Origin of the sequence: Flavobacterium laiguense, from assembly GCF_003097655.1 — a bacterium.
Lineage (GTDB): Bacteria > Bacteroidota > Bacteroidia > Flavobacteriales > Flavobacteriaceae > Flavobacterium > Flavobacterium laiguense.
This window is the reverse complement of the sequence record NZ_QCZH01000014.1, coordinates 21,865-40,586: the sequence shown is the minus strand read 5'-3', so window position 1 is coordinate 40,586 and position 18,722 is coordinate 21,865. Positions and strand designations below refer to the sequence as shown.

Annotated in this window: 17 protein-coding genes; 7 read left to right on the top strand and 10 right to left on the bottom strand. The window is 35.5% G+C overall.

What is annotated here, in order from left to right:
- Positions 1-46: 46 nt before the first annotated feature.
- The 6 genes from DB891_RS12015 to DB891_RS11990 all read left to right on the top strand — a co-directional run bounded on the left by DB891_RS12015 (position 47) and on the right by DB891_RS11990 (position 6,442).
- Complete coding sequence (locus tag DB891_RS12015; RefSeq protein ID WP_116763824.1) at positions 47-877, top strand: restriction endonuclease; 831 nt, start codon at positions 47-49, stop codon at positions 875-877.
- A 189-nt stretch (positions 878-1,066) separates the two neighbouring features.
- On the top strand, positions 1,067-2,422 hold the full coding sequence (locus DB891_RS12010; RefSeq protein ID WP_116763823.1) for an MBL fold metallo-hydrolase RNA specificity domain-containing protein: 1,356 nt from the start codon (positions 1,067-1,069) through the stop codon (positions 2,420-2,422).
- 72 nt (positions 2,423-2,494) lie between these two features.
- The gene (locus DB891_RS12005) at positions 2,495-2,905 is read left to right on the top strand and encodes an HYC_CC_PP family protein (RefSeq protein ID WP_116763822.1); all 411 of its coding nucleotides are present in this window, start codon (positions 2,495-2,497) and stop codon (positions 2,903-2,905) included.
- 64 nt (positions 2,906-2,969) lie between these two features.
- Positions 2,970-4,982 (top strand): TonB-dependent receptor plug domain-containing protein, encoded by a 2,013-nt coding sequence (locus DB891_RS12000; RefSeq protein WP_116763821.1) that lies wholly within the window; start codon positions 2,970-2,972, stop codon positions 4,980-4,982.
- A gap of 236 nt (positions 4,983-5,218) precedes the next feature.
- Positions 5,219-5,560 (top strand): heavy-metal-associated domain-containing protein, encoded by a 342-nt coding sequence (locus DB891_RS11995; protein ID WP_116763874.1) that lies wholly within the window; start codon positions 5,219-5,221, stop codon positions 5,558-5,560.
- Between the two features lie 204 nt (positions 5,561-5,764).
- The gene (locus DB891_RS11990) at positions 5,765-6,442 is read left to right on the top strand and encodes a DedA family protein (RefSeq protein ID WP_116763820.1); all 678 of its coding nucleotides are present in this window, start codon (positions 5,765-5,767) and stop codon (positions 6,440-6,442) included.
- A 200-nt stretch (positions 6,443-6,642) separates the two neighbouring features.
- On the opposite strand, the gene groL is transcribed toward DB891_RS11990, so the two are convergent.
- From groL to DB891_RS11945, 10 genes are all read right to left on the bottom strand, one after another.
- Positions 6,643-8,271 (bottom strand): chaperonin GroEL, encoded by a 1,629-nt coding sequence (gene groL / locus DB891_RS11985; RefSeq protein WP_116763819.1) that lies wholly within the window; start codon positions 8,269-8,271, stop codon positions 6,643-6,645.
- A 118-nt stretch (positions 8,272-8,389) separates the two neighbouring features.
- The gene (locus tag DB891_RS11980) at positions 8,390-8,665 is read right to left on the bottom strand and encodes a co-chaperone GroES (RefSeq protein WP_077374652.1); all 276 of its coding nucleotides are present in this window, start codon (positions 8,663-8,665) and stop codon (positions 8,390-8,392) included.
- A gap of 133 nt (positions 8,666-8,798) precedes the next feature.
- On the bottom strand, positions 8,799-9,122 hold the full coding sequence (gene secG, locus DB891_RS11975) for a preprotein translocase subunit SecG (protein ID WP_116763818.1): 324 nt from the start codon (positions 9,120-9,122) through the stop codon (positions 8,799-8,801).
- Positions 9,123-9,133: 11 nt separating this feature from the next.
- Entirely contained in the window at positions 9,134-10,075 is a 942-nt protein-coding gene (locus DB891_RS11970; protein ID WP_116763817.1) for a tetratricopeptide repeat protein, read from the bottom strand.
- A 97-nt stretch (positions 10,076-10,172) separates the two neighbouring features.
- Positions 10,173-10,676: an LptE family protein gene (locus DB891_RS11965; protein ID WP_116763873.1), complete on the bottom strand. Its 504-nt coding sequence runs from the start codon at positions 10,674-10,676 to the stop codon at positions 10,173-10,175.
- Positions 10,677-10,788: 112 nt separating this feature from the next.
- Positions 10,789-12,051 carry a sigma-54 interaction domain-containing protein gene (locus DB891_RS11960; protein WP_116763816.1) on the bottom strand — a complete coding sequence of 421 codons (1,263 nt, stop codon included), beginning with the start codon at positions 12,049-12,051 and terminating at the stop codon, positions 10,789-10,791.
- Positions 12,052-12,146: 95 nt separating this feature from the next.
- Positions 12,147-12,293, bottom strand: a complete 147-nt coding sequence (locus DB891_RS17620; RefSeq protein ID WP_189337142.1) for a hypothetical protein — start codon at positions 12,291-12,293, stop codon at positions 12,147-12,149.
- 55 nt (positions 12,294-12,348) lie between these two features.
- On the bottom strand, positions 12,349-12,738 hold the full coding sequence (locus DB891_RS11955; RefSeq protein WP_116763815.1) for a GxxExxY protein: 390 nt from the start codon (positions 12,736-12,738) through the stop codon (positions 12,349-12,351).
- 54 nt (positions 12,739-12,792) lie between these two features.
- Positions 12,793-14,238 (bottom strand): tRNA (N6-isopentenyl adenosine(37)-C2)-methylthiotransferase MiaB, encoded by a 1,446-nt coding sequence (gene miaB, locus DB891_RS11950; protein WP_116763814.1) that lies wholly within the window; start codon positions 14,236-14,238, stop codon positions 12,793-12,795.
- Between the two features lie 170 nt (positions 14,239-14,408).
- Positions 14,409-15,992, bottom strand: coding sequence for a glycerol-3-phosphate dehydrogenase/oxidase (locus DB891_RS11945; protein WP_116763813.1), 1,584 nt, complete (start codon positions 15,990-15,992; stop codon positions 14,409-14,411).
- 207 nt (positions 15,993-16,199) lie between these two features.
- Between DB891_RS11945 and topA the strand changes: the two genes are divergently transcribed.
- The gene (gene topA, locus DB891_RS11940) at positions 16,200-18,719 is read left to right on the top strand and encodes a type I DNA topoisomerase (protein WP_116763812.1); all 2,520 of its coding nucleotides are present in this window, start codon (positions 16,200-16,202) and stop codon (positions 18,717-18,719) included.
- Positions 18,720-18,722 lie beyond the last annotated feature (3 nt).

The following is an 18,722-nucleotide window of genomic DNA, read 5'->3' as shown; positions in this document are numbered from 1 at the left end:
ATCTTTAATGTGGATTTGATGCAACTCATTGTCAAATGTATAAAAGATGAAAATTGTAAAACATTCGGGGGCTATTGTTGACTTTAACCGCTCAAAATTGAAACAATCTCTACTGAAATCGGGGGCAACTTCTGCTATAGTTGATGATGTTTTGCATTTGATTGAAAAAGAAGTTTACGAAGGCATTTCTACCAAACGTATTTATAAAATGGCTTTTGGGCTTCTTAAAAAAGTCTCCAATTCGCACGCTGCCCGATATAATTTAAGGGAAGCGATTCGATTATTGGGTCCTGCGGGCTTTTTCTTCGAAAAGTTCATTGCCCGACTTTTTGCTACCGAACATTATGAAGCCAAAGTTAATGTGATTCTGCGAGGAAAATGTGTTTCGCATGAAATTGATGTTGTAGTTAAGAAAAGTGATGTAATTACTATGGTGGAGTGTAAGTTTCATGTAGGGAGGGAAGCCGCTACTGATGTGAAAGTACCAATGTATATCTTATCACGATTTAATGATTTAAAAGAAAAAAAGCATGAAATATTTTCTAGAAATGATACTATTTCAAAATGTTGGATTGTTACCAATAATCGCTTTACTTCCGATGCTATTGATTTTGCTAAATGTTCTGGTCTTAATTTGATGTGTTGGGATTACCCTGCAATCAATAATTTAAAAACAAAAATAGACAACGGTCAGTTGTATCCTATAACTTGTTTAACAACATTGACTCTTTTTGAAAAAGAAAAATTATTGATTTTGGATATTATTTTGGTTCGGGAGATTGTAAATAATAGAACGGATTTGGAGAAAATTGGTTTGAGTTCTACCAGAATAAAGAATGTGATCAAAGAAGCGTCAGAGTTGTGTGGGTTTATATAGTTTTTTTAAAGTGACTGAGATTGTAAAACACTAAGTTGCTAAGATTTTATCTGGCAATTTAAAAGCGTTAAAGGAGTTGTTTTAAAATCAAGAACGAGGTTAAAAAAAATTTAGCACTGTTTTTTTATCTCAGAATCTCAGGGACTTAGTGTCTTAGCATCTATTTCGATTAATCTAAATTCAATTAAAATGAAAATCACATGTATTGGTGGGGTAGGAACGGTTACGGGTTCAAAAACTTTGGTGGAAAGCAATGGAATTCGAATTCTAATTGACTGTGGACAGTTTCAAGGATTAAAGCCGCTGCGGGAACTCAATTGGAAACCTTTGCCTATTTTGCCCTCAACGATAGATTTTGTATTGTTAACGCATGGTCATTTAGATCATTGTGGATGGTTGCCCAGATTAATTAATCAGGGTTTTGATGGTAAAATATACTGTACGAGCCCAACTGCAGACGTCGCTAAACTGATTCTCTTGGATAGTGCCAAAATTCAAGAAGAAGATGCTAAGTTGGCCAATGAAAAGAAATATTCAAAACACGAAATAGCCGAGCCTCTTTATACTGTAGCCCAAGCAGAAAAGGTTTTCCCTCATTTTCGAGTAATCAATCCTAATGATATCATTGATTTAGATGCCGAAATTGAAGCTGTTTTTACCAATGCAGGACATATTCTTGGGGCGTGTACGGTTGAGCTTCGACTCGAAAATAAAGTTTTAGTTTTTTCGGGAGATATAGGCCGTGATAATGATGTCTTGATGTTTCCTCCTATAAAACCAAAAAAAGCAGACTATGTTTTTCTTGAAAGTACCTATGGAGACCGACTTCATCCAGAAACAGATCCCAAATTAGAGCTTGAAATGTATATTAATAATGCAATACATAATGGAGGGACTATCATAATACCAAGTTTTGCCGTTGAGCGAGTCCAAAGTGTGATGTATATGATTTGGAAATTGAAAGAAGAAAAAAGGATTCCGAATATCCCTTATATTGTTGATACTCCTATGGGGATCAGTATGCTAGGGTTGTTTACAGCTAATAAAAAATGGCATAGATTACCTGAGCACGAATTTATTGCTATGTGCAAAATGTTTACCCTGATTTCAGATTACCAAGAAACGATAGATACCATTTATAATAAGCAACCAAAATTAGTAATTGCCGCAAGCGGAATGGTCACTGGTGGAAGAGTTTTGAGCTATTTGGAACGATATATTCAATTGCCCGAAACTACGGTAATTATTGTTGGATATCAAGGCGAAGGAACCCGTGGAAGAGAATTGTTAGAAGGAGCCAAAGAAGTGAAAATTCATGGTAAGTATTACCAAGTAAATGCCAAAGTAATTGAAATTGAAGGTTTGTCAGCCCATGGTGACCAAAAGGACTTACTTAATTGGCTTTCGGATTTGGAAGAAAAGCCAAAGAATGTTTTTTTGGTACACGGAGAAGATGAACCAGCCGAAGTGCTTCAATTGAAAATTCAGGAGAAATATGGTTTTGAATGTATTATTCCAAAGATGGGGCAAGTGTTCGAATTGTAGTGTTTGAATCTATTTCAAAAAGTTTAACAAGAATTTGATTTTTAGAATTGATAATAAAACTAATTTTGCAGCATGAATTTCAAAAAACAAATAAGTATATTTCTAGCCATTCTACTATTGGTTTCCAATGTAGGATTAGCATTTAATGTGCATTATTGTGGGGATGAAATTGCCTCAGTTTCTTTGAATTCTACTTTACCTTCTTTAAAAAGTGAAAAAGGGTGTTGTGAAACAAAAGCGAGCAAAAAAGACAGCTGTTGCAAAGACAAGAAAATTATCGTTCAGAAAAAAACGGATAATGGAATTGTTAAATCTTTCTCTTTTCAGTTTGATTATGCTTTTGTAGTTCCAGAATACAACCCGATTGTTTTTACTGCTGTACCTAGTTTCAAAAACAATTTAAACCTTTCTTATTATTGTGATGCCAATGCACCACCACTTTTCAAGCTGTACAGCCAATACCTCCTTTACGATAGATTGTAATGTTTAATTTGAGTTGAACCCAATTTTTTGTGGTTTGACATTTTTAATCATTATAAACTAAATCATGAAAACACAAATTACAATAGTTGTATTGTTCTTGTTTACAGCTTTTAATTCCTATTCACAAGATACTTTGCAGGAAATAAAAGTACAGTCCAAACGCAAGAGCTTACAAAAATCATATACGGTTACGGGAAATACAACGCTAATTACTTCTAAAGAATTATTGAAAGCGGCCTGTTGCAATCTCGCCGAAAGTTTTGAAACCAATCCGTCTATAGATGTTAGTTTTTCGGATGCCTTAACGGGAACAAAACAAATTAAAATGTTAGGATTAACTAGTCCTTACTTGATGATGACCCAAGAAAATATCCCGTCTGTTCGAGGTGCTTCCCAGGTTTTTGGGCTCTCTTTTACTCCGGGTCCTTGGATAGAAAGTATTCAAATTACAAAAGGAGCAGGAAGCGTAGTGAATGGTTTTGATAGTGTTTCTGGGCAAATCAATACAGAATTAGCCAAACCATTAACAGGAGAACCTTTTTTGTTGAATGTATATGGATCTACCGATTCCCGTTTTGAAGTAAATGCTAATTTCAATAAAAAACTGTCTGATAAATGGGCTACTAGTTTATTGCTGCACGGCAATATGCGAAATTCTAAAATGGACACCAATACAGATGGTTTTCTAGACAATCCTCTGCAAAAACAAATCAATTTACTGAACCGTTACCAGTACTACAATTCCGAAACGGGTTGGGTTAGTTTTGTTAATTTTCAGTACATGAAGGATACGAAATTAATGGGGCAATTGAGTTTTGATCCTGACACTGATAAAGGAACAACGAACTCTTGGGGTTCTGAAATCGACACCCAAAAAATAGATATTTCTACCAAAATCGGTTATGTTTTTAAGGATATGCCGTATCAAAGTATTGGTTTTCAAAATGCATTTTCAAGTTATGATCAAGATTCTTATTTCGGTTTGAATGGCTACAATATTAAGCAAAACAGCTTTTATTCAAACTTGATATTTAATTCGATTATCAATAATGAAAGAAACAATTTTGCCACAGGTTTGAATTTCACCTATGATAATTATGCTGAGTTTGTTAACACAACAAATCACAGTAGAATTGATAATACGGTAGGCGCCTTCTTTGAATATACTTTTGATAATCAAGATGATTTTAGTTTAATTTTGGGAGGTAGAGTAGATTACGGAAATCGTTTGGGTGTTTTTGCAACACCTAGATTACACATGAAATACAATCCTTGGGAGAAAGGAGTCTTGCGATTTTCTGCCGGTAGAGGGAAACGTACTGCAAATATTTTTGCCGAAAATCAAACGCTTTTTGCTAGTTCCAGAATCTTTGATATTACAAATGCTGGCGGTAAAATATATGGATTGGATCCAGAAATTGCGTGGAATTATGGGCTGAGTTTTACGCAGGGATTTAAGTTGTTTGGCAAAAATGCAGATGTAACAGCCGATTTTTACAGAACCAATTTCCAGAATCAAGTAGTGGTAGATGTCATGAAAAGTCCTCAGGAAGTTGTGTTTCATAATTTGGATGGTGCTTCTTATGCGAATAGCTTTCAATTGGAGTTCAATTATGAGTTGGCAAAGCATCTTGAATTGAGAACTGCTTATAAATATTATGATATCAAAACAGATTATTTGACTGGAATGTATCAGAAACCTTTGCAGGCAACCCATCGCTTTTTTGGGAATCTAGGATATGAAACCCATATATTGGATAGGGGTCAACAATGGAAGTTTGATTTTACCTATAACTGGATTGGAGAACAACAATTGCCTTATACGGCATCAAATCCAATTGCGTACCAGCTCCCGAATTTTTCACCATCTTATTCTTTGATGAATGCACAAATTACGCGAACCTTTTCCAGTACTTTTGAAGTGTACGTAGGTGGGGAAAATATTGGAAATTACACCCAGAATCAAGCAATAATTGATGCTCAGAACCCTTTTGGCCCTTATTTTGATGCTACTATTTTATATGCGCCAGTATTTGGACAGATGTATTATGCAGGGTTGAGGTTTAAAATAAAATAAGTCAATGGCAATGGCAAAAATCAATGGCAATAACAATATCAATGACAAAAATCAATGGAAATAGCAATATCAAAAAATAACAATATAATAAGTAATTTATGTTTTTCGGTTTCGTCTCCCTCTCCTTTGGAGAGGGTCGGGGTGAGGTTTTTAAAGCGTAATGAGATGAAATAACAATTTAAAAAAAAATGAAAACAATGAAACAAGAATTCAGAATAGGTTTAAATCGTAATGGGATGAAAAATATGGTTGCAGTTTTGCTAATGGCAATTGTTGGGTTTTCGGCTCAAGGCCAAGAGAAGAAAAATAAAAACGCCAAATATACCACAGAAATAAACGGAAACTGTGAGCAATGTCAGAAACGAATTCAAAAGGCTGCCTTTTCGGTATCAGGGGTGAAATCGGCTTCATGGAGTATTGAAACGCATCAATTGAGTTTGATCATTAACGAGGAAAAAACTTCTTTGAGTGATGTGAACAAAGCAATTGCCAAAGCTGGGCATGATACTAAAGAGGTGAAAGCGACAAAAGAAGATTATGATAATCTGCATTTTTGTTGTCAGTACGAAAGATTGTAGTCGTAAAGTTTAGATGTGTTTTAATTTTTTGTTATTTTCAAAAAAAAACAAACACTATTTTGTTATAAAAGCATCCTAATTAGCGTTTTAATTAGGGTGTTTTTTTTGTTTTAATTAGCGTTAATAAAACTTTAAAATAGGGTAATAAATTGTGGTTCCCCTAAATTATCCTTACTTTCACAGCCTAAATAAAAATAAAAATTTATGAGTAATTTTGATTGGACCCAATTGTTGAATCCCGAATTTTATATAACTTTTTCAATTGGTGGTATTCAGCTGGGTTTGTACATTGTTTTATTCATTGTTTTTGCTGAAACTGGTCTTTTTGCAGGTTTTTTTCTTCCTGGTGATAGTTTGCTTTTTCTTGCGGGAATTTATAGCCGTGATTTAATCGAGAATGTGGTTTTTATAGAAAGTGATTTTTTAAACATTCTGATACTTTCCACATTAGTGGCGGTTTCCGGAGTTTTAGGAAACATGGTGGGGTACTGGTTTGGTGCCAAAAGTGGTTATTATTTATACAACAAAGAAGATAGTTTTTGGTTTAAGAAAAAATACCTTTTTCAATCTAAAGATTTTTTTGAAAAATACGGAGGTAAAGCCATAATTTTTGCGAGATTCCTCCCGATTTTCAGAACCTTTGCGCCAATTGTAGCTGGGATTGGAATGATGGATAAAAAGAAGTTTATGTTTTACAATGTACTAAGTTCCTTTTTATGGTCTTTTATTTTAATATTTTCTGGGCATTATTTATATGGAATGTTTTTAGAGAATGGAATTGATTTGAAACATCATATTGAGAAAATAGTTATAGGAATCATTTTGATATCGACAATTCCCGTTTTATTTAAAGTATTAAAAAAGAAAGTTCATATCAGCTAAGATTGTACATAAAAATAAAAAACCGTCTTGATTTAAAACAAGACGGTTTTTTTATGGAAGATTTTGAATTATATGTCAAGTTAACTGTTATACAATTATTTAATATTTAAAAATAAAGGATGAAAAAATCCGTCAAGAACGAATTCAAGACGGATTTAGATTGAGATAAGACTTATACTTTATATCTTAATACTCTATAATTACATCATTCCTGGCATACCACCACCCATGTGGGCTCCGCCTGCATTTTCTTCTTTAATGTCAATTAATGCACATTCAGTAGTCAATATCATTCCAGCAACCGAAGCAGCATTTTCTAATGCAATACGAGTTACTTTTTTAGGATCAATAATTCCTGCTTTTAGCATGTCTACGTATTCGTCAGTTTTGGCATTGTATCCAAAATCTCCTGAACCTTCAGATACTTTTGCAACCACAACAGAACCTTCAAGACCTGCATTCTCTACAATAGTTCTCAAAGGAGCTTCTATTGCACGAGATATAATTTGGATACCTGTTTTCTCGTCTGCGTTGTCCGTTTTAATCGTGCTAAGAACTGATTTTGCTCTAAGCAAAGCTACTCCACCACCAGCAACAATTCCTTCTTCAACAGCCGCACGAGTTGCATGAAGTGCATCGTCAACACGGTCTTTTTTCTCTTTCATTTCCACTTCAGAAGCAGCACCAACATAAAGAACTGCAACACCACCAGCTAATTTAGCCAAACGTTCTTGCAATTTTTCTTTGTCATAATCAGAAGTTGTAGCTTCCATTTGACCTTTAATTTGGTTGACACGATTCTTGATCATATCCGCTTCACCAGCACCACTTACAATAGTAGTGTTATCTTTGTCGATAGTTACTCTTTTTGCAGTACCTAACATCTCTAAAGTAGTGTTTTCTAAAGTGTATCCTCTTTCTTCAGAGATTACAGTTCCGCCAGTTAAGATAGCAATATCTTCTAGCATTGCTTTTCTTCTGTCTCCAAAGCCAGGTGCTTTAACAGCAGCGATTTTCAAGGCTCCACGCAATTTGTTAACGACCAAAGTTGATAATGCTTCTCCATCAACATCTTCTGCAATAATCAATAATGGTTTACCAGTTTGTGCAATTGGCTCTAATACTGGTAATAATTCTTTTAAAGAAGAAACTTTTTTGTCATACAAAAGGATGTAAGGACTTTCTAGTTCAGCTTCCATTTTTTCTGGATTGGTTACAAAGTAAGGAGAAAGATATCCTCTGTCAAATTGCATTCCTTCCACAACATCCACGTAAGTGTCGGTTCCTTTGGCTTCTTCAACAGTGATTACTCCTTCTTTACCCACTTTTGCGAAAGCATTAGCGATTAATTCACCAATAACTTCGTCATTATTTGCAGAGATCGAAGCAATTTGTTTGATTTTTTCAGAATCACTTCCTACTACTTTAGCTTGTTTGGCAAGATCAGCAACAATAGCTTCAACTGCTTTGTCAATACCACGTTTCAAATCCATTGGGTTTGCTCCGGCAGCAACGTTTTTCAATCCTTCTTTTACGATGGCTTGTGCCAATACCGTAGCGGTTGTAGTTCCGTCTCCAGCCAAATCATTGGTTTTTGAAGCAACTTCTTTTACCATTTGAGCACCCATGTTTTCTAATGGATCTTTCAATTCAATTTCTTTGGCTACTGTAACACCATCTTTAGTCACGTTTGGTCCGCCAAAAGATTTCCCAATAATTACGTTACGTCCTTTTGGTCCAAGGGTTACTTTTACAGCATTTGCTAATGCATCAACTCCACGTTTTAATCCGTCACGTGCTTCAATATCAAATTTTATATCTTTTGCCATTTTTGTTTTTGTTTTCCCCACCCCAGCCCTCCCCGAAGGGGAGAGAGCCGAGATGGATATGTGTTTGTAAATATTTTATTTATTCCAATCTCCTCCCCTTTGGGGAGGGCTGGGGATTCTAGATGATTGCCAAAATATCGTCCTCACGCATGATTAGGTAATCTTTACCTTCTAGTTTTAATTCGGTACCGGCATATTTTCCGTAAAGTACAGAATCACCTATTTTAACAGTCATGGTGTGGTCTTTTGTGCCATTTCCAACTGCTACTACAGTTCCTTTTTGTGGTTTTTCTTTGGCAGTATCTGGAATAAAAATCCCTGACGCTGTTTTGGTTTCAGCTGCTACTGGTTCGATAAGAACTCTATCTGAAAGGGGTTTAATGTTTAAAGTCATGATTTTATTTTTATGTTATTTTTTTATGATATTGAGATTTCAGAAATTGTGCCATAGTATGTAAACTGACATTTTTTCTTATAAAAAATGCCAGCTTTGACAGGCTGGCATTTAATGTATTTATGTAAATGAATTATTTTGCTGGAGTTGCAGGTGCAGGTGTGTTTGCAGGTGCAGTTTGAACCGGAGCAGCTTCAGTGTTGTCGATAATTTTTGAATCGGCATCACTTAAAGTTCCTGTAAAACTTAATCCAGAAAGTAAAATTAGTGCAATTAAGATAGTGGCTAATGTCCAAGTACTTTTGTCTAAGAAATCAGTAGTTTTTTGAACACCACCTAACATTTGAGAACCGCTTATTGTAGAAGATAATCCACCGCCTTTAGGGTTTTGAACCATTATAACTACGATCAATAGAAAACATACTATTGTAATTAAAACTAAAAAAATTGAAAACATACTATTTATTGTTAATTGTTATTTTGTTGTACTATTTTAATATCCTTTATACGGTCTGCAAAGAAACTACTTTTTTCTGGATATTTCAAAATTAATATTTCATAAGCTTGTATCGCTTTTTGATATTTTTTTTGTTCTAAATAGACCTTAGCCAAAGTCTCGGTCATTAAATACGAATTATCCTCTTTGTTGAGCTCTATATTGGGTGTAAAAACGACTCCTGGTTTTAGGGGAGAAATTTTCGGACTGGTTTCTATAAACCTATCTATTAATTTTGTTTTTTTGTTTTTTTCTTCATCAAGAATAGGATCTTTTGCTATAGGATTGTCCTCTTTTATGTTTTCTCTAACTATAGGTTCAATTCTAGAAATTTGAAGCCATTGTTGAAAAGAGTGTGTTTCGCTTTTAGAAAAATCCAAAGGCTTTCCGATTTCTAATTTCTCAACAGCTGTTTTTGTTGACTCTTCTTTTATAGGTGTAGGAGTCGATTGCGTCACAAGTTCTTCGATTTCTAATTCTTCAGTGGCTGCTATTGTGTTATTTTCAGCTGGTGTTTGTGAAGCTCCTTTAATAGAGGTAAGAATCGATTGTTCTAATTTATTTGTGTTTATTACAGATTCAATTGGCTCTTTTTTTAGAACTATCTCGCTATCAACTACGGTAATATCAAGCAGTTCTTTTATTTTCTTCTCGTAAATCTTCTTCTGAATCGCAATAAAAGATTCTGAAGTTATAAAATCGAATAAGGCCGTACGATCTGTTGTGTGTGCGGCGGCTACTTTTAATGCAAAATTGTATTTGTAGCTATTTTGATTGTAAAGCCCTTTCAGACGCAATGCTCTTGCACTCTGGAAATATGGAAATTCATCCAATACTTTTTCCAAAGCCAACGTTTGCGCTTCGTTGATTTCGTCTGGTTTGTTTATGAGATAATTATAGCTACTAACGTTCATTTGTGTTTGGGTATTCCGTTTTTCAATGTCTGATTTTTTGTATATGTAGTGTGACTAACTGAACACTAAAAACTGCAAACTGATTACTTTTTAAAAATTACCATTTTGCAAGTGATTCATTAAAAATATCTTGTGTAATTCTTTCGAAAATATCTTTTAATGCTGTGTCTTTTGTTGTTCCTGTCAATTGTTGATCGGCCGGATAGTCATAATAGAATTCAAAAGGTTTTTCAAAATCATCCGCTTCTTTGTTTTTGTTGGTAAATCTAACGTTAACTCGAATTTTTAAACGGTTTTGTGAAGCTTGTTGATCGGCCGTAGCGGTCATTGGACTGATTCGGTAATCAATGATTTCTCCTTCATAGGTTAAATCTCCTCCATTTTTCACTAAATTCAAGTTGGTTTGATTCTGAATCAAATCTTGTAATGTAAGTGTAAAAGTTCGGTCGATTCCAGGTTCAATCAAGTCCGCATTGTTTTGAAAGAAATTAACTTGATAGGTTTTAGCATCAATTTTCCCTGTTCCAGTAAAGTTATAAACCGAACAACTGTTTAGGATGAATGAACTAATTAGTAATAAGAGATAATGTGTTTTTTTCATAAAATGTATAAATTCCATCCCGAACCGTCGGGACTAATTTGGTTCAATTTTCAAATGTACAAAAAACGATTTTGGATTTTGGAATTTGTTTTTTTTGAAATTTTATTATTTGTTATAAATCAAATTGCTTAATTTTTCGATACAAAGTACGTTCCGAAATACCCAATTCGTCTGCAGCAGCTTTTCGTTTTCCTTTGTTTTTTTCTAATGACTTTTTAATCATTTCGATTTCTTTTTGTTCCAGTCGCAAGACTTCTTCCTCTTCTATGGTTTCTGCCAGAAGATAATTGTTGTTGTCTTGTTCTTCGTAATCCTGTTCTATATTCGGCCTTGTGATTAATGAAGTTCCTGGATCCTCCTCAAAATCGATTTCGCTATCTTCTTCTTTAGAACCGTATATTTTCTTGATGAGGGATTTGTTGGTTTCCTGTACTTTAGAACTACCATTTTGCATTAATTCTAAAGTCAGTTTTTTTAAATCATGCAAATCACTTTTCATGTCAAAAAGGACTTTATATAAAATTTCTCTTTCGGTATTAAAATCGCTATCGTTCTTTTTATCTTTTATAACTGATGGCAAATTACTACCGTCTTCTGTAGGTAAATATGATTGTAAAGTCGCAGCTGTAATATCTCTGTTGGTTTCTAGTACCGAAATTTGTTCGGCGACATTTCGCAATTGTCGAATGTTACCACTCCAACGGAATTTTTGCAACAATAAAATGGCATTTTCATCAAGTTTTAACGGAGGCATTTTGTACTTATTGGCAAAATCGGCGACAAATTTTCTAAACAACAAATGAATGTCTTCTTTTCGATCGCGAAGAGGAGGCAAGTGAATGTCTACCGTACTCAAACGATAATACAAATCTTCACGAAATTTTCCTTTTTCAATGGCTTTGAATAAATTGACATTTGTTGCCGCTACGATTCGAACATTCGTTTTTTGAACATGGGAAGAACCTACTTTTATAAACTCTCCGTTTTCCAACACACGCAACAAACGTACTTGTGTGGTCAAGGGTAACTCTCCAACTTCATCAAGGAAAATAGTACCGCCATTGGCTACTTCAAAATACCCTTCACGAGTGCTGGTTGCACCTGTAAAAGCTCCTTTTTCATGGCCAAAAAGTTCACTGTCAATGGTTCCTTCTGGAATTGCACCGCAGTTTACGGCTATGTATTTTCCATGTTTTCTGTGTGATAAGGAGTGTATGATCTTCGGGATGTTTTCTTTTCCCACACCACTTTCTCCCGCCACCAAAACAGAAATGTCAGTAGGAGCAACCTGAATGGCTTTCTCTATGGCGCGATTGAGCTTTGGGTCATTCCCAATAATCTCAAAGCGCTGTTTTATTGATTGTACTGTATCCATTTAATTTTAGTTTAAGGTTTAATGTTTCAAGTTGCCGAGCAAACTTTAAATATAAACTTTTCAAACTTTTTTATATCTAATGAAATATAAGGTTTTTATTGTTGAGACTTTGTTAGCGTATCTTTTTGGATAGCTGTTTTTTCAACTTTGTGTTTTGGAAAATAGGTTCTAATGGTATAGAATGTTGTTCCAAAAGCAACAATAAAAGTAATTAAAGCGATAATAATATGTTTTTTGGTCATTGTACTTTATGTTTTTTTTTACCACAAATTACACAAATTTTCACAAATTCGTATTTTATGTGTTTATCAGTCTTTTGTGAACTAATGATTTATTTTGAAAATTAGCTATTATTCCAACTGGAGTGTCTGCTAGTTTCATATAATTTAATGTTTGTGCCAGATGGTCATTGCTAATTTCTTTTATTGATTTTACTTCGAGAATAATATCAGAATAAACTACAAAATCGGCATAAAATTTATGTGGCAAAATAATCCCTTTGTATTCTACTGTGTACTCTTTCTCTCTTTCGTATGGGATATTGTGATTTCTGAATTCTATTTCTAATGCATCTTTATAAACTATCTCAAGTAAACCAGGTCCTAATAATCGATGCACTTCCATACAAAGACCAACGATTTCATAGTTTTCATTTTTTTTGTAATAAAAGTCATTAGAGTCACTCATATTTTATTAAAGAAATTTAATTTGTGAAAATTTGTGTAATTTGTGGTGAAAAAATCAGTTCATACTTGAATATCCAACCGCTTCTCCTTTCAAAGTCCCTGAGGTGCAAGAAGTAATTTTTACATTTACAAAATCACCAATCTTATAGTTTTCCTTCGGAAAAACCACCGTAATACTTTGTGAATTTCTTCCAGAAAACTCCTCAGTAGATTTTTTTGAAACTTTCTCTACCAAAACTTCCACTGTTTTTCCAATGAATTCCTCAGAGCGCATCCAAGCATGTTTTTGTTGTAAGTCGACAATTTCCTGTAGTCTTCTTGCTTTAGTGGTTTCAGGAACATCGTCCTTCATTTTTCTTCCCGCCAAAGTTCCTGGACGTTCCGAATAGCTGTACATATAACCAAAATTATATTTCACATACTCCATCAAACTCAAGGTGTCTTGATGGTCTTCCTCCGTTTCTGTCGGGAAACCTGAAATCATATCTTGCGAGATGGCTCCGTCTGGAATAATAGAACGAATTTTATCAATCAGAGTCATGTATTCTTCTCTAGTATGCAAACGATTCATTTCTTTTAGGATACGATCACTTCCAGATTGTACCGGTAAGTGAATGTGTTTGCAAATGTTAGGATATTTGGCAATTACATGCAAAATGCTTTCGTGCATATCCTGCGGATTCGAAGTCGAAAAGCGAATACGCATTTTTGGAAAACCAACCGCTACCATTTCAAGTAATTGATCAAAATCTACCGCAGTTGCTTTTTGCATTTCGCTTGCATCGGCAAAATCCTTTTTCAAACCACCACCATACCATAAATAACTATCTACGTTTTGTCCCAAAAGAGTAATTTCTTTAAATCCTTTGCTCCACAAATCCTGAATTTCGTTCATGATACTTTGTGGCTCACGACTACGTTCACGCCCACGGGTAAAAGGCACCACGCAAAACGTACACATATTGTCGCAACCACGGGTGATAGAAACGAGCGCTGTAATTCCGTTACTCATCAATCGCACCGGTGAAATATCGCCGTAGGTTTCGTCTTTGGATAAAATCACGTTTATCGCATCACGACCTTCTTCGACCTCGCTCAATAAATTCGGTAAATCTTTGTACGCATCAGGTCCTACAACAAGGTCGACAATCTTTTCTTCTTCCAGAAATTGACTTTTCAAACGCTCAGCCATACAGCCTAGAACGCCCACTTTCATCTTCGGATTAATGCGTTTTACGGCATTGTATTTCTCCAGTCGTTTGCGTATCGTTTGTTCCGCTTTGTCTCGAATCGAACAAGTATTTACCAAAACCAAATCGGCTTCTTCCAACACTTGCGTGGTATTGTATCCGTTTCCAGACAATATAGAAGCCACAATCTCGCTATCCGAAAAATTCATCGCACAGCCATAACTTTCTATAAAGAGTTTCTTGGTATTTTCTGGTTTATGTTCTAGAACAAGGCTATTTCCTTGTTTGCTTTCTTCAATTATCTTTTCCATAGGGCATTTTCAAAGCGCAAAGATAAGGTAAATACAAGCGTTATGACAAGATGTCAGCCGAAGAATTAACAAAATTTAAGGGGTTTTAGTTTAGATCGTTATCGGAAGATGATAGCGGTTGCTTGTTTACTTGTCACTTTCGACTTCTGAAATCAAAAACCGTTACTGTTTTACAAAACCCGAAACTCTCTCAATAAAAACCCATTGGCCACACTTTTAAATTCTGCCAGTTGATTTTGAATCCAAGCTTCATCATGTCCTAATTCTTTGGCTAGGAGCTGAGCTACTTTACTAGAACAGGCAATTGCAACACGGGCATCCAAAAACAATAATCGCACACGTCTTGCCAAGACATCTTCAACAGTCGTAGCCATTTCATAACGAATGGCCCAGACAACTTCGGCTAAGGTATAATCATAATCGGGGTGTAACTTTTCTTTTAGTTCGGGTTCATTTTCTTGTAACTGCAAAATAGCTGCACTGTCGGTACCATATATGTACAAGTGATTTTCTAAGTCGGCAGGGCTGTTTTTTTTATTTCCATGAATGGAAAGATGATTCGTGATGCATTTTCTTTTTGGCAATTGATGCACGAGGATAGCTTTGTCAACAATATCTTCGGCAATTTTTCGATAAGTCGTCCATTTACCGCCAGTGATGGTAATTAATCCAGTTTCGGAAACAATTAGTTTATGGCTTCTGGAAACTTCTTTGGTGCTTTGTCCTTTTTTATCGGGTGCCGCCAAAGGTCTTAATCCTGCAAAAACGGATAAGACATCGGCTCTGGTTGGATTTTTGGTTAAGAATTTTTGAGCTGCTTGTAGTATAAATTCAATTTCTTTTTCGAGTGCTATAGGTTCAAGACTTGGTTTTTTTACTAAAGTATCGGTGGTGCCCACGACAATTTTATCATGCCAAGGAACCGCAAAGAGTACTCTTCCGTCACTCGTTTTCGGAATCATTAAGGCGTAGTCGCCGGGCAAAAAGGATTTGTCAAAAACCAAATGAATTCCCTGACTGGAAACAATGTGTTTTTTATAAACGGTGTCGTTCATTTTCATGATAGCATTGGTAAACACTCCCGTTGCATTAATAACTGCTTTGCCTTGTATTGCATGTTCTTTTTGGGACTCTCCATCAATAGCGACTACTCCGGTAACTTGGTTATTTTCGTCTTTTAGAAGTTGGGTAATCTTAAAATGGTTGAGTACGCAAGCTCCTTTTTCTACTGCAGTTTGAGCCAGATTAATGGCCAGTCGCGAATCGTCAAATTGACCGTCATGATAGATAACGCCACTTTGTAGTCCTTCAGGTTCTATGGTAGGAAGTAATTTTAGTGTTTTTTCTTTAGATAAATAGTTAGAACTCCCCAAGCTTAATCGGCCTGCCAATAAATCGTAAAGTTTTAATCCAATGGTGTAAAAATAGCCACCCCACCAATTGTAATTCGGAATGATGAAGGATTCATTTTTAACCAAGTGTCCTGCGTTTTTCTCCATCAAACCTCTTTCTTTTAAGGCTTCAATGACCAAGGGGAGGTTGCCTTGTTCTAAGTAGCGTACGCCTCCATGGGCTAGTTTGGTGCTCCGGCTCGAGGTTCCTTTTGCAAAATCGACAGCCTCGAGAAGTATGGTTTTGTATCCTCTGCTTGCGGCATCGACAGCCACGCCAAGTCCATTGGCTCCGCCTCCAATAATGATAATGTCCCAAATTTGTAATTGTTTCAGTTTTTCTAACTGTTCGATTCGATTCATTAGGTGTTTTAGGTTTAGGTCAGATTTGTATTAGTAAATTTAATTAATTAAATAGTAGGATGTGATTTTGAAGTTGATAATTTGATAAAGTTCTCATGTCTTAGGTTGTTAAAAATGCTTTGTTTAACGATTTATATTGCTTTTAAAAACGAGTAAAGGTTAATATTTGAAAAAAAAAATTACTTTTGCGATTCAAACAAAAGCAACATGGCAAAGAATTTAGTGATAGTTGAGTCCCCTGCAAAGGCAAAAACAATCGAAAAATTTCTAGGGAGTGAGTATCAGGTAGAGTCAAGTTATGGGCATATTGCCGACTTGCCTTCTAAAGAAATAGGTGTAGATGTAGAGAATGGATTTAAACCGAAATACGAAGTTTCATCAGATAAAAAAGCATTAGTGTCCAAGTTGAAGACTTTAGCCAAAAATGCCGAAATGGTTTGGTTAGCAAGTGATGAGGATCGCGAGGGAGAAGCTATTTCTTGGCATCTTGCCGAAGAATTGAAATTAGATAAAAATAAAACGAAGCGAATTGTTTTTCATGAAATTACCAAAAACGCCATTTTAAAAGCGATTGATAATCCACGAGAAATTGATTATAATTTAGTTAATGCGCAACAAGCACGAAGAGTACTTGATAGATTAGTGGGATATGAATTATCTCCTGTTCTTTGGAGAAAAATTAAAGGAGGGTTGTCTGCCGGAAGGGTGCAATCGGTTTCGGTTCGTTTGATTGTAGAACGTGAACGCGAAATTCAAAATTTTAATGCTGTTGCAACGTATTCTGTAGTTGCAGAGTTTGTAAACGAAGCCGGAAAGTCTTTCAAAGCAAAGCTTCCGAAAAATTTCAACACAAAGAAAGAGGCCGAAGATTTCTTGAAACAAAATATCGGTTCTATATATAAGGTAGCGGATTTAGAAACAAAACCTACCAAAAAATCACCAACAGCACCTTTTACTACTTCAACTTTGCAACAAGAAGCGGCTAGAAAATTGTATTTACCTGTTGGAATCACCATGCAATTAGCGCAACGTTTATACGAGGCTGGGCTTATAACCTATATGAGAACGGATAGTGTGAACTTGTCTAAAGATGCTATGGATGCAGCTCAAGCTGAAATTATTAGATCGTACGGTAAGGAGTTTTCTAATCCTAGAACTTTTGTAAATAAAAGCAAAGGGGCACAGGAAGCTCACGAAGCCATTCGTCCTACAGATATGTCTCGTCATACTGTGGATATAGATAGAGATCAAGCGCGCTTGTATGATTTGATTTGGAAAAGAACTTTGGCTTCTCAAATGAGTGACGCTAAATTGGAACGTACCAATGTGAAAATTGAAGCCAACAATCACGGTGAAATTTTTGCTGCTTCAGGTGAGGTTTTACTTTTTGAAGGTTTCTTGAAAGTGTATTTGGAAGGTCACGATGATGATGAAGAAGAGCAAGAAGGTATGTTGCCTGCCATGAAGGTTAATGAAAAATTACAGAATAACTATATTACTGCAACCGAAAGATATTCTCGTGCAGCTGCAAGATATACAGAAGCTTCTTTGGTAAAAAAATTAGAGGAATTGGGTATTGGCCGTCCGTCTACTTATGCGCCAACGATTTCTACTATCATTAACAGAAATTATGTTGAGAAAGGAAATCTGGAAGGTCAAGAAAGAAATTATACGCAGCTTACTTTGCAATCAGGTGAAGTAGGAGAGAAGTTACTTAAAGAGAACACTGGTTCTGATAAAGGAAAATTGGTTCCGACAGATATTGGTACAATTGTTACTGATTTCTTGGTTAAGAATTTCGGTAATATTCTGGATTATAATTTCACGGCAAAAGTAGAGCATGATTTTGATGAAATTGCTGAAGGGAATATAGAATGGACAAAAATGATGCAAGAGTTCTACAGTCAATTTCACCCAACGGTAAAAGACGTAGAAGCAAATGCAGAAAGAGAAAGTGGAGAAAGAATTTTGGGAACTGATCCTGTTTCTGGAAAACCGGTTTCTGTTCGTTTAGGGAAGTTTGGTCCAATGGCTCAAATTGGTGCAGCCGATGACGAGGAGAAGAAATTTGCTAGTTTAATGGCTGATCAAAATATTGGGAACATTACATTAGAAGAGACTTTGAAGTTGTTTCTACTTCCTAAAAACTTAGGAATGTATAAAGACGAAGAAGTGGAGGTAAGTAATGGTCGATATGGTCCTTATGTGCGTCACGGAGCTGTTTTTATTTCCTTGCCAAGAGGCGAAGATCCGTTGGATGTGTCCATGGAACGAGCTCAAAAATTGATCGATGACAAAGCAATTGCTGATGCGCCGATTGCTGTATATAAAGGAGAAGGAGTTCAAAAAGGTACCGGTCGTTTTGGTCCTTTTATCAAATGGAACGGTATTTTTATAAATGTAAGTAAGAAATATGATTTTGATAATTTGTCACAATCGGATGTGGAAGCGTTGATTGAAGATAAATTGCAAAAGAATATTGATAAAGTGTTGCATAACTGGGAAGAAGAAGGTATTTTGGTCGAAAAAGCACGTTGGGGGCGTTCGGTTATAACCAAAGGGAAGATTAAAATTGAATTGAGTAAAGATGTTGATGCCACAAAATTGACATTAGCAGAAGTTCAAGAAATGATTGCCAAGAAAACACCAGCTAAGAAGGTGCCAGCAAAAAAAGCAACAACTGCAAAGAAACCGGCTGTTAAAAAAGCAGTTGCAAAAAAGAAATAAAAA